Source organism: Streptomyces sp. NPDC087901, assembly GCF_044742205.1.
Taxonomy (GTDB): domain Bacteria; phylum Actinomycetota; class Actinomycetes; order Streptomycetales; family Streptomycetaceae; genus Streptomyces.
Genome location: NZ_JBIUUC010000006.1, coordinates 340,616 through 353,255, shown reverse-complemented (window position 1 = coordinate 353,255; position 12,640 = coordinate 340,616). Strand labels below are relative to the sequence as shown.

At 72.4% G+C, this 12,640-nt stretch carries 8 protein-coding genes; 1 reads left to right on the top strand and 7 read right to left on the bottom strand.

Annotation, left to right across the window (positions count from 1 at the left end; genetic code table 11):
* Positions 1-17: 17 nt before the first annotated feature.
* From ACIOEW_RS21785 to ACIOEW_RS21755, 7 genes are all read right to left on the bottom strand, one after another.
* Positions 18-806, bottom strand: a complete 789-nt coding sequence (locus tag ACIOEW_RS21785; protein ID WP_401965176.1) for a hypothetical protein — start codon at positions 804-806, stop codon at positions 18-20.
* A 128-nt stretch (positions 807-934) separates the two neighbouring features.
* Positions 935-1,426: a nucleotidyltransferase domain-containing protein gene (locus tag ACIOEW_RS21780; RefSeq protein WP_401965216.1), complete on the bottom strand. Its 492-nt coding sequence runs from the start codon at positions 1,424-1,426 to the stop codon at positions 935-937.
* Positions 1,427-1,469: 43 nt separating this feature from the next.
* Positions 1,470-2,771 carry a 3-phosphoshikimate 1-carboxyvinyltransferase gene (gene aroA / locus ACIOEW_RS21775; protein ID WP_401965175.1) on the bottom strand — a complete coding sequence of 434 codons (1,302 nt, stop codon included), beginning with the start codon at positions 2,769-2,771 and terminating at the stop codon, positions 1,470-1,472.
* Between the two features lie 92 nt (positions 2,772-2,863).
* A complete protein-coding gene (locus ACIOEW_RS21770; protein ID WP_362550377.1) occupies positions 2,864-4,825 on the bottom strand; it encodes an acyl-CoA dehydrogenase family protein in 1,962 nt (653 codons plus the stop codon).
* 448 nt (positions 4,826-5,273) lie between these two features.
* Positions 5,274-6,719, bottom strand: a complete 1,446-nt coding sequence (locus ACIOEW_RS21765; RefSeq protein ID WP_362550374.1) for an aldehyde dehydrogenase family protein — start codon at positions 6,717-6,719, stop codon at positions 5,274-5,276.
* Between the two features lie 145 nt (positions 6,720-6,864).
* Entirely contained in the window at positions 6,865-8,433 is a 1,569-nt protein-coding gene (locus tag ACIOEW_RS21760; protein ID WP_362550371.1) for a PucR family transcriptional regulator, read from the bottom strand.
* A gap of 130 nt (positions 8,434-8,563) precedes the next feature.
* Entirely contained in the window at positions 8,564-11,035 is a 2,472-nt protein-coding gene (locus ACIOEW_RS21755; RefSeq protein ID WP_401965174.1) for an ATP/GTP-binding protein, read from the bottom strand.
* A gap of 245 nt (positions 11,036-11,280) precedes the next feature.
* Here ACIOEW_RS21755 and gabT point away from each other — a divergent pair, with 245 nt between their 5' ends.
* The gene (gabT, locus tag ACIOEW_RS21750; protein WP_362550367.1) at positions 11,281-12,621 is read left to right on the top strand and encodes a 4-aminobutyrate--2-oxoglutarate transaminase; all 1,341 of its coding nucleotides are present in this window, start codon (positions 11,281-11,283) and stop codon (positions 12,619-12,621) included.
* Positions 12,622-12,640 lie beyond the last annotated feature (19 nt).

Here is a 12,640-nt window from a genome sequence, read left to right as displayed (position 1 = left end):
GCTCACTCATCGAGCCCTCAGCCCTTCGTCGCACGGAACTTGGCCCACTGGGCGGCCATGACCTCGGACGGCACCCCGCCGATGTCCTTGGTGGAAATGATCTCCGCCCGGAAGGCGAGCGTCGTGGAGCCGGAGCGCACGACGGTGAGGTACTCGTACAGCTTCTCCTTCCCCTTCACGTCGAGGATGGTGAAGCGGTACGCCTTCGCCCCGTCGGCCTCGGCCGCGAAGGCGGGGGCCTTGGCGGGTTCGACCTTCAGGTACTTCGCGGCCGCGACGACCCGCTGCTCGGTGAAGCCGCCGGCGCAGTCCCGGCCGGCCTTGCCGAGGGCCTTCATGACGGTGGCGGCGCCGCCGTTCGCGTAGCTGCGCAGGGTGACGTCGACGGTGAGGCCGAGCATCTCGTCCGGGACATCGACCTGGCGCTGGACCTGGGCGGCCGGGTCCGGGTCGCCGACCTCGCCCGCAAGGCTGACGAGCGGCTGGCAGCCGGCCGGGGCGGCGGTGTACCCGTCGCCGAGCGGGCCGCCGACGACGTACTCGGACGCCGTGTAGCGGCCGACCTTCTCGCCGTCCGTGAAGGACGCGGCTTTCAGCCGTGCCCCGTCGGCTGCCCCGGGCGCGGAGGGCTTGGCCGAGGCCTTGCTGTCCTTGTCCGAACCGGCCGGGCCACCGGCCCCGCCCGCGTTGTCCTCGTCACCGCCGCAGGCGGATACGCCCAGAGCCATCGTGGCCGCAATCCCGATGACCGCCACCCGGCGCCACCGCCCCCGCAGGTTCCTCGCCCCGTACATGCCTGTCCCCATTCCCGATTCCCTGATTCCCGTGTTGCTTCGCCGGTTCCCGTGTTGCTTCGTCGTGCTCCCGGCCGACGCCCACTGCTGCCGCGTGGGACCGGTCCGGGACGTTGCCGGCCCGGCCGGTTCGCTCCTGCTCAGAAGTGCGTGGCCACCCCGAACTCCCTGCGGAGCCGGGCCATGTCGTGCAGGTCGGCTGCGCCGGGGTCGTACCCCTGGTGGAACTCGACCTGTTGCTGCGCCGAAATGCAGCGCACCCGTGTCCCGCCGATGGTGCCGGTGACGAAGCAGTCCGCCGGGTAGCGAAACGGCTCCCCCGGGTCGAGCGAGGACTGCGTCGCCGAACCATCGGGGGCGAACTGCAAGGGATGCAGGTCGATTTCGAGTCCGGACTGGTGACTCAGGACGAACCGTGCGGGGCGCCAGTCGAGCGTCTGCGCATAGCCGGCCGCCGTCAGGGCGGCGACGAGAGCGGTTTCCTGTTCGCGGCGGTGCAGCAGATCGAGATCCTTGTGGCCGCGGGTCTCCTCACCGAGCAGGGCGTCGACACCCCAGCCACCGGCGATCACCACATCCGCACCGGCCTCACGCACCACGGACAGAACGGACAGCACATCGGATGCGGACATCATGCCGCGGAGTCTAGGGCTTCTCGTTTGTCCCGTGCCGGGGTTACGGGGTCCCGCCCGCAACGCCTCGCGCCCGGAGATTCCCCGGCCCGGCGCCCTGTCCGGTCATGAGCTCCGCGAACTCGGCGAAGGCCTCGTGGAAGCGGGGGAACGTCTTGCGCACGCAGCCGGGGTCGTCGTACGTCATGCCGGGTGTACGCAGACCTGTGACGGCGAAGGACATGACGATGCGGTGGTCGCCATGGGTCGCGATCTCCGTCGGCCGCGGGGTGCCCGGCAGGATCTCGATCCAGTCCGGACCGGTGGTGACCGTGATGCCCATCCGCCGGAGGTTCCCGGCGCACGCCTCAAGCCGGTCGCACTCCTTGACCCGGGTGTTGCCGACGTCCTCGATGCGGACCGGCCCCGAGGCGAAGGGAGCGATCGCCGCCAGTGTGGGCATGGTGTCGGAGATGTCGCGCATGTTGACGGTGAGGCCGCGGAGCTCACCGGTGGAGCGGACCGTGGTGGATTCGGCCGTCATGTGCACCTCGGCGCCCATGCGGCGCAGTACGTCGACGAACCCCAGATCGCCCTGGAGGGCGCCCCGCCCGAGTGCGGGGACAGTGACCTCACGGCCGGTGAGGGCGGCCGCCGCGAAGAAGTAGCCGGCGGTGGAGGCGTCGGGCTCGATGGCGTACGTGGTGGCCCGGTAGCCACCTGGCGGCACCGTGAAGACGGCGTTGCCGGGGCCGCCGCGGGTGACCTCGACGCCGAAGCTCCGCATCATCGCGAGGGTGATCTCGATGTACGGCGCCGACACCAGATCGGTGACCGTGATCCGCAGCCCTTCCGCGGTCAGCGGTCCGAGCATCAGCAGCGCGGTGAGGTACTGGCTCGACTGTCCGGCGTCCAGGGTCAGTTCGCCGCCCTTGATGCCGGCGGCCTCGATGCGCAGCGGGTGGTGGCCCTCGGCGGCCTCGTGGCGCAGGTCGACGCCGAGGGTGCGCAGCGCCTCGGTGAGCGGGGCGAGGGGGCGGCGGCGCATCTGGGCGGAGGCGTCGAAGCGGTAGCTGCCGCGGGCGCCGGCCGCCGCGAGGGTCGGCAGGAACCTGGCCGTGGTCGCGCCGTCCCGGCAGTAGACGTCGGCGGCGGTGGCGGCGGGCCCGGACGAGCGGCCCGTGATGTGCCAGGCCTCGGCCTCCCGCACCACCTCGTAGCCGAGGGCGGTGAGACCTTCGGCGAAGCCTTCGGTGTCGTCCGAGCGCAGGGGGCGCAGGAGGGTGCTGGTGCCGTTCGCGGCGGCGGCCAGGAAGAGGGCGCGCGCGGTGACGGACTTGGAACCGGGGACATGGATGACGGTCACGGGCGCCCATCCTGCCGTGCCGCGCGCGCGTGGGCGGGGCACGTCCAGCGAGTGGACGTGCCCCGCCGGCCGGGCCCGGGGGTGTCAGGGGCTCAGCGGATCGGCCGGTGCACGTTCTCCCGGGCCGAGGGGCCCGGGGTGGCGTCGGCGATCCAGGGGCCGTCCCCACTCGGGTCGATGATGCCCTCCTCCAGCCAGGTGTACGTGCCGGAAAGGACGCCGTCGACCACCCGCCGGTCGAGGTCGTCGGTGTTGGACCAGAGCCGGGTGAAGAGCTCCTCGACCCGGATGCGGGACTGGCGGCAGAAGGTGTCGGCGAGCTGGTACGCCTCGAGGCCGTGGTCGCCCTCGGTGCGCAGCAGTTCGGCCCTGACACAGGCGGCGCTCATGGCGAAGAGTTCCGCACCGATGTCGACGATCCTGCCGAGGAAGCCCTGCTTGGTCTCCATCCGGCCCTGCCAGCGGGACATGGCGTAGAAGGTGGAGCGGGCCAGTTTGCGGGAGGACCGTTCGACGTAGCGCAGGTGACCGGAGAGGTCGGCGTGGCCGGACGGGTGGAAGTCCCCGTAGGTGCGCGGGAGCTGTCCCGGTCCGGCGACGAGCTTCGGCAGCCACTTGGCGTAGAAGCCGGCCGCGTTCGCGCCCGCCCTGGCCTTGGCCGAGAGCGGCTTGTCGGGGTCGATGATGTCGCCCGCGACCTTGAGGTGGGCGTCCACCGCCTCACGGGCGATCAGCAGGTGCATGATCTCCGTCGAGCCCTCGAAGATCCGGTTGATCCGCATGTCCCGGAGCATCTGCTCGGCGGGAACGGCCCGTTCGCCGCGGGCGGCAAGGGAGTCCGCGGTCTCGAAGCCCCGGCCACCGCGGATCTGGACCAGCTCGTCGGCCATCAGACAGCCCATCTCGGAGCCGTACAGCTTGGCGAGCGCCGCCTCGATCCGGATGTCGTTGCGGTCCTCGTCCGCCATCTGCGAGGAGAGGTCGACCACGGCTTCGAGGGCGAAGGTGGTCGCCGCGATGAAGGAGATCTTGGCGCCCACGGCCTCGTGCCGGGCCACGGGGCGGCCCCACTGCTCACGGACCGCCGACCATTCGCGGGCGATCTTCAGACACCATTTCCCGGAGCCGACGCACATGGCCGGCAGCGAGAGCCGCCCGGTGTTGAGGGTGGTGAGAGCGATCTTGAGCCCTGCCCCCTCCGGCCCGATGCGGTTCGCTGCGGGGACCCGCACCCCGTGGAAGCGGGTGACGCCGTTCTCCAGGCCGCGCAGGCCCATGAAGGCGTTCCGGTGTTCCACGGTGATGCCCGGAGCGTCGGCCTCGACCACGAAGGCCGTGATGCCGCCCTTGTGGCCCTCCGACTTCGGTACGCGCGCCATGACGACCAGCAGGTCCGCGACGACCCCGTTGGTCGTCCAGAGCTTCACCCCGTCGAGGACGTAGTCGTCCCCGTCGCGCACAGCTGTGGTGGCGAGCCGTGCGGGGTCGGAGCCCACGTCCGGCTCGGTGAGAAGGAACGCCGAGATGTCGGTACGGGCCAGCCGGGGCAGGAAGGTGTCCTTCTGTTCCTGGCTGCCGAAGATCTTCAGCGGCTGCGGAACCCCGATGGACTGGTGGGCGGAGAGCAGGGCGCCGATCGCGGGGCTGGCGGAGCCGACCAGGGCGAGGGCCTTGTTGTAGTAGACCTGCGTCAGCCCGAGGCCGCCGTACTTCACGTCGATCTTCATGCCCAGCGCGCCGAGTTCCTTGAGGCCGTTGACCACCTCGTCGGGGATCCTCGCCTCGCGCTCGATCAGGGCGCCGTCGATGTGCGTCTCGCAGAAGTCGCGCAGTCGCGCGAGGAACTCCTCGCCCCGCCGGACGGCCTCGGCGGCGGGCAGCGGATGCGGATGGATCAGGTCGAGCCGGAAACGGCCCAGGAAGAGTTCCTTCGCGAAACTGGGTTTGCGCCAGTCCTGCTCGCGTGCGTCCTCGGCCACCTGTCGTGCTTCGCGTTCGGTGACCTTGGGCGTGGGCGTCTGTGCGGACGGACGTTGTGCGGATGGTGCGGACATGAGGAGCTCACCTCGCCGCTTCGTCGGGTGGGTGGTTCCGACAGGTCCGCGGGCGGCCGGGGGACCGTCCGCCCTTTGCGTACCTATCGGTTCTACTCGTCCGTATGTACCCGATTCCTGACGGTGCCACCAGCCTTCGGGCGCCGATCGGGTCGGTCACCACTCCACTGCCCGCCGGGGCGTGCGGCATGCCAGGAACGGCTGGAGTCATCGCACGGTGGTCAGGCGCGGCGCCTGAGGGAGCCGGACGGGCATCTCCTCGGAGGGGCGTGGGAAGCCGGTTCGGCCTTGTGCCCCCGGAGTCCCCCGCCGGTCACGCGCGGACGGACCCTGTACGCGAGAACGGCCCGAACCCCCGCACAGCGGGTTCGGGCCGTTCACCTGCCGCCCGCCGCCTGCCGTCTCGCTGTCCGGGCGGAGTGCGGGCGGCCGGCGGGCGGCAGGGGTCTTACAGGGCGAGGCCGGTGAGGACCAGGACACGCTCGTAGGTGTAGTCGTCCATCGCGTACCGGACTCCCTCGCGGCCGACACCGGACTGCTTGGCGCCGCCGTACGGCATCTGGTCCGCACGGTACGAGGGGACGTCGCCGATGATCACGCCGCCGACCTCCAGGGCGCGGTGGGCGCGGAATGCGGTCTGCAGGTCGTGGGTGAACACGCCTGCCTGGAGGCCGTACTTGGAGGAGTTCACCGAGGCGAACGCCTCGGCCTCGCCTTCCACCTTCTGCACCGAGAGGACCGGTCCGAAGACCTCCTCGTGAGAGAGGGTGACGCCGTCGGGAAGGTCGGCGAGGACGGTCGGCGCGTACGTCGCCCCGTCGCGCTTGCCGCCGGCGAGCAGCTGGGCGCCGGCCTGCACGGCCTCGTCGACCCAGGACTCGACGCGCTTGGCGGCGTTCTCGTCGACGAGCGGGCCGACGTCGGTGGTGGCGTCGGACGGGTCGCCGGTGACCTGGGCCTCGACGGCCGCGACGATCTTCGGCAGGAGCCGGTCGTAGACCGCGGCGTCCGCGATGACGCGCTGCACCGAGATGCAGGACTGGCCGCCCTGGTAGTTGGAGAAGGTCGCGATACGGGTCGCGGCCCAGTCCAGGTCCTTCTCCGAGGCGTAGTCGCCGAGGACGACCGCGGCGCCGTTGCCACCGAGTTCCAGGGTGCAGTGCTTGCGCGGCACCGAGTCCATGATCGAGTAGCCGACCGGGGCGGACCCGGTGAACGAGATCACGGGCAGCCGCTCGTCCTGGACGAGGGCGGGCATGCGGTCGTTGGGGACCGTCAGCACGGACCAGGAACCGGCCGGCAGGTCGGTCTCGGCCAGCAGCTCGCCCAGGATCAGCGAGGAGATCGGGGTGGCCGGGGCGGGCTTCAGGATGATGGGGGCGCCGACGGCGATGGCCGGGGCGACCTTGTGGGCGCTCAGGTTCAGCGGGAAGTTGAAGGGTGCGATGCCGAGGACCGTGCCGCGCGGGAAGCGGCGGGTCAGGCCGAGGCGGCCGGTGCCGCCGGCGTCGGTGTCCAGGCGCTGGGCGTCGCCGCTGTTGAAGCGGCGCGCCTCCTCGGAGGCGAACCGGAACACGGAGACGGCCCGGCCGACCTCGCCGCGCGCCCACTTGATCGGCTTGCCGTTCTCGGCGGAGATCACCTGGGCGATCTCCTCGGTGCGCTCCGTCAGGCGCCGTGCCACGTGGTCGAGCGCGGCGGCGCGGACGTGGGCCGGGGTCGCGGCGAACTCGTCGCGCACGGCGTGTGCGGCGGCGACGGCCTCCTCGACCTGGGCCTCGGTGGGCACGCTGACGGTGCCGACGAGTCGGCCGTCCCAGGAGTTGGTGACGTCGAAGCTTTCCTCGCCGGTGGCCTCGCGGCCGGCCAGCCAGAAGGCGTGGGTGGAGGTCATGGAGGTTCCGGCCCTTCGATGTCGTGGGGTGTTCCGTCCCCACCGTAGGGCCGCATCGTCCGCCTGGTGTTTGTCCGGCATGGAGCAAGAGGCGTGCCGGGGTGCGCCGGTTTGTCGGATGAGGGACGGGGAGCCGGCGGGGTCCCTACGACGCGGTCGGGGGGTTCGCGACCTTGAGTGCCAGCCACAGCTCCATCCGCACGTCCGCGTCGTCCAGGGAGCGGCCGAGGATCTCCTCCACCCGCCGCATGCGGTAGCGCAGGGTGTGGCGGTGGACGCCCAGGTCCGCCGCGGCCGCGTCCCACTGCCCGTGGTGGGAGAGCCAGGCCCGCAGGGAGGCCACGAGGTCGCCGCGCCCCTTGGCGTCGTGCTCGTACAGGGCGCGGAGCATGCCGTCGGCGAAGGCTCTGACCGCGTCGTCCGCGAGCAGCGGCAGTACGGACCCGGCCGCCAGTTCCTCGTGCTCGACCAGGGCCCTGCCGCGGCGGCGGGCGACAGAGAGCGACTGTTCGGCCTGCTTGTACGCGGCCGAGACGGCGATCGGTCCCGCGGGGGCGGAGAGGCCGACGACCACGTCGGTGTCCTCCGCCGACGGTTCGCGCGGGGGCGCGTCCTCCTGCGCCTCGGCGTAGGCGGCGCAGGCGGCGACCGCGGCCCCGCCGTCGGCGGCCAGCACGACGAGGCGTTCACCCTCGGGCACCATCAGCAGCGCCTCGCCGGACCGGGCGGCGGCCGTCTCCATGGCCTCGGTCAGCTGCGCCGTGGTCGACGGTTCGGCGGCCTCGGCGATGAGCAGCCGGAAGGGCGCGTCGAGCAGCCCGCCGTACAGGTCCCCGGCGACACCGCGCGCGTGGTCGGGCTGACCGGCCAGGAGCATGCGCAGCACCGCCGCGCCGAGCCGCTGTTCGGCGCCCTGGAGCGAGCGGGAACGCGCCGTGGTGAGGGTGAGCAGGGCGACCGCCGAGTGCACCGCGTAGCGCTCCGCGGTACCGAGTGCCGCCCCGGTGCCCACGGCCAGCGCCCCGCGTACTCGCCGTCCGGTGCCCAGGGACTGGAGCTCGACCCGGTCGTCGGTGCCGCCGACGACGACGCTGGCCGGTGCCGGGCGTTCCCGCAGCCGTTCCACGTCGGGCGTGAGCCGGGCGGCGCGGCGGGCCGCCCAGTCGGGGGCGGCGGCCACGACGGCCCCGGAGGCGTCGTACAGCGCGGCCCAGCCGTCGACGTGCGCGGCGAGCCGGGTGAGGAGTTCGGCGGGGCCGTCCCCGGCGAGCGCCGCCCTGGTCAGCTCCCGCTGCGCCTCGAAGCCCGCGGTGACGGCCCGGTACTGATCGGCGGCGATCTCCGAGGACACGGCCTTGGCGATGGCGAGGAACGGGGTGCGGCGCGGCACTTCGAGCAGGGGCAGCCCGGCTTCCTCGGCGGCGTCGACCAGGGCCTGCGGTACGTCGTCGTAGGTGACCCCGACGGCGAAACCCAGCCCGACGACTCCGGCCCCGGCCAGCCGTCGTACGTACCGACGCATCACTTCCGGGTTCTCCGCGTCGAGGTTGGTCGCGGTGACCAGGAGCAGCTCGCCGCCCTCCATGTAGGGGACGGGGTCGGCCAGCTCACTGGCATGCGCCCAGCGCACCGGCGCGTCGAGCCGGTCCGCCCCCGCACGCACCGTGAGCTTGAGCGCCGAGTGCTGGACGAGCGAGGCGAGAGTGGGGGGCATGGGGATCGGGGACCTTTGGGAGGGGGTGATTTTCGCCGTCCCGTATGAACGGCTCCCGCCGATTCTGCCAGGGTGGCAGAGTCCCCGTCACCGTCGGCGGACCGTCCGCACGGCTACTCCGGCGTAACCCTCACTCCCCCAGCCGCACCAGGAGCGGGGGCGCATGGTCGCCGTCGACCGTGGTGAGAGAGAGGACCGCATGGCCGGCGGGCAGCTCGTACGCCAGTCCGGAGGCCGACCACCGTTCCCGCTCGACCTGGCGCACGGTCACCGCGTCCGTGGTGACGGCCTTGCCGGTGGCCAGCTTCCGCAGGGCGTGCACGGCTCGGGTGAGTGGCTGGTCGGCGAAGACACCGTGCTGGGCCACCTCTCGGACCTCCACCCACTCCTTGCCCCAGGCCTCGGCGAAGCGTTTGCCGTCCCAGGTGGTGACGCCGGGGAAGGCCATGGTGCAGCCGACCGCGCCGAGCAGTGCCGTGTGCAGTTCCTCGGGCACGTCGTCCAGGGTGCGCAGGGAGAGGACCGCCCCGGCGTTCACGGAGCGCAGCCGGCGGATACCCCGGACGGTTTCGGCGGTGATCGTGTGAGTCGCGTCGTCCAGGACCAGGCAGACGAAGAGCGAGCGGTCGGCGCGGGCCGCGGTGATCGCGTTGAACTGGGCGAGGACGATCCGGGCCAGCACCCGGGACGCCTCGGCGTGGGCGCGTTCCGGCAGATCGATGCGCACCCGCAGCGGGTGCTGTTCCAGAGAGCGCAACGAGAACGGTCGGGCCTCGGCCCCGGTGGCGAAGAACCCGGCGAAGGCAGGCCGGTCGAGCACGGCGATCCGGTCGGCGAGGACGGCGGCCGGATCGCCGGAGCTCCCCGACTGCCGTTGCCGGGCATCCAGTTCGCGCAGCATCGCGTGGTCGCCGGCCGACTCCAGGGCCTGCCGCAGGCCGCCCAGCACGACGGCGGAGCCTTCGAGGAGTTCGCGGAGTTCGGGCACGGCGGGGAACGTGCCGTGAACGGCACGGTACGGGCCCAGCAACTGGCCGAGCGCGGTGGCCGCACGCCGGGTGTCCAGGGCGGGGAGGTCTCCGGCCAGGCCCTCCGCGAGGGCGGCCGCCGCCTCGTCGGGGTCGCTCGTACCGCCGTACAGGTCGAAGTCGTGTACGGACGCGGGGTCACCGATCCTGACGACGACGTCGTAGGCCCCGTCCGGGCCGAGCCGGTCGCCGGCACCGCCGACGGCGAGCACCGCCGCCTGTCCGGTGAGCGCCCGCAGGGCGAGCGATTCGACGACGGGCCGGACCAGCCGTTCCGTCTTCCCCGATCCGGGCGGCCCGACGACCAGCAGGGAGGTGCCCAGCGACGCGGGTTCCAGTGCCATCCCCACGCCGCGACGCGGATAGGGGTTGCGCGGGTCGTCGGCGCAGTCGCCGATCCGGACCTGGCCGGTGAGCGGGTCATGCACGGCGGTGCGCAGGGGCAGGTCCCGGCGGCCGGAAGGGTGGAGGTAGGCGTCGGCCCCCTTGCGCAGCACGGTCTCGGTGAAGGAGGCGCTCCGGTCGGGGCGGGTCCGGGCGGCGCCCCAGGCGTGGCGCAGCCGTACGCAGTCGATGTCGTTCAGCCGGCCGGCATGCACGGCCGCGGTGAGTGCCTCCGCGGCTTCCGTGCCTCCGGCAGCCCGCAGCTCGGGCCAGCGGGCGAGGCCCGGGCCGGCCTGGGCGGGAACGGTCCGGAGCTGCTCCGGACCGGGTTCGGCGCGCCCCGTAGGAGAGCCGAGTTCAACCGACCACCGGCCGGTTCTGGCGAAGGGCCACACGATCGCGGTACCGATCAGGGCGTAGAGAACGATCGAGACGAGAAGCGCCGCGTACTGGTTGCCGCCGCCCTGCATCCAGCTGGTCGGAACCGCGGGCAGGATGACGTCGGCGAGGGGTACCCGCCGCGTCCAGACGAGCCAGACGGCCACTGCCGCACCGGACGCCGAGACCACCAGCCTGGCCCGGCCCAGCCGGGGGCCTGCGAAGTAGCGGAACACGTGGGCCCAGCCGCCGACCCGGGCGGCCCAGAAGCCCAGGCCGAGGACCAGGACCTGGTAGTAGAGCGTGGTGGAGTTGACCACCAGCGCGGGCGCATCCTTCTTGAGGCCGCCGAAGGACCACCATTCGGGCCCGGTGATGATCTCGATCGGCTTGGACACGTAGGGGACCGCGCGCTCCGTGAGCAGCAGCCACAGCAGGAGCCACAGAGCCATCGTGGCCGCCGGCCCCACCAGCGAGGGGCGCGGAGGCCGCTCGGCGGCCCGTGGCACGTACGCGTACCGCCACACGCCCGGCTCGGTCTCGGGGCGGGGCGCGTTCAGCCATTCCGCCGTGGCCGAGCGCGCGCCCGCCGGCCGGTGCTGCCCGGAGGAAGTCACGGGGCGCTTCGGGACGGCGGGCGGCGCGGAGGGCGGCGGAACCGTCGGGGGGAAAGCGGGCGGGGCGACGGGCGGTGGGCCGGGCGGCAGCGCGGGCGGCGGGCCGGCCGGGTGCGGCACGGAGCGCCCGGGCCGCCCGTCGGGCGGCTGCGCACCCCGCGCGCCCCGGGTGCCGTGCGTGCCTTCGTAGTCCATGAACCGTTGCCCCCTGACCAGCCAGGTCCGACCGCTGCCCGCTCAATCTAGTGCGCGGACACGGTGAGTACAGCAAGGCGCCCGGATAGTGAGGAGGTGCGCTGCCGGGCCGGCCCCGTGCGGGCATCTGTCCGTCACGGACAAGGACACGCCCCCACCACTCCCGATCGGAGCATGCCGGACCCCCGCCCCCACCCCTAGCCTGCAGAAAGAGAAGCGTCCGAAACACCCCCCAGGAGCCCCGCATGACCGCAATTCCGCAGGAGCGCCGCGTCGTCACTGCCATTCCCGGCCCGAAGTCCGTGGAGCTGCAGGCCCGCCGGCTCGCGACGGTCGCCGCAGGTGTGGGCTCCACCCTGCCGGTGTTCACCGCCCGTGCCGGCGGCGGGATCATCGAGGACGTGGACGGGAACCGTCTGATCGACTTCGGTTCCGGCATCGCCGTGACGTCCGTCGGCGCCTCTGCCGAGGCTGTCGTGCGCCGCGCCTCCGCCCAGCTCGCCGACTTCACCCACACCTGCTTCATGGTCACGCCGTACGAAGGCTACGTAGAGGTCTGCGAGCAGCTCGCCGAGCTCACCCCGGGCGACCACGCGAAGAAGTCCGCGCTGTTCAACTCGGGCGCCGAGGCCGTCGAGAACGCGGTGAAGATCGCCCGCGCGTACACCAAGCGCACCGCCGTCGTCGTCTTCGACCACGGTTACCACGGCCGGACCAACCTCACGATGGCGCTGACGGCGAAGAACATGCCGTACAAGCAGGGCTTCGGTCCGTTCGCGCCCGAGGTCTACCGGGTTCCGGTGGCGTACGGCTACCGCTGGCCGACCGGTGCCGAGAACGCGGGCGCCGAGGCCTCCGCCCAGGCCATCGACCAGATCACCAAGCAGATCGGCGCGGACAACGTCGCCGCGATCATCATCGAGCCGGTCCTCGGCGAGGGCGGCTTCATCGAGCCGGCGAAGGGCTTCCTGCCGGCGATCGCACAGTTCGCCAAGGACAACGGCATCGTCTTCGTCGCCGACGAGATCCAGTCCGGCTTCTGCCGCACCGGCCAGTGGTTCGCCTGCGAGGACGAGGGCATCGTCCCCGACCTGATCACGACCGCCAAGGGCATCGCGGGCGGTCTGCCGCTCTCCGCCGTGACCGGCCGCGCCGAGATCATGGACGCCGCGCACTCCGGCGGCCTCGGCGGTACGTACGGCGGAAACCCTGTCGCCTGCGCGGGGGCGCTCGGTGCCATCGAGACGATGCGCGAGCTGGACCTGAACGGGAAGGCGAAGCGCATCGAGGAGGTCATGAAGGGCCGGCTCGCCGAGATGCAGTCGAAGCTGCCCAACGGCGACCTCATCGGTGACATCCGCGGCCGCGGCGCGATGATCGCGATCGAGCTGGTGAAGGCGGGCACGAAGGACCCCAACCCGGAGGTCGCCGCACAGCTCGCGAAGGCCTGCCACGCCGAGGGTGTCCTCGTCCTCACCTGTGGCACGTACGGCAACGTCCTGCGCTTCCTGCCGCCGCTGGTGATCGGCGAGGACCTGCTGAACGAGGGCCTCGACGTCATCGAGCAGGCGTTCGCCGGGGTCTGATCCGCTGGGCCCCGGGGAG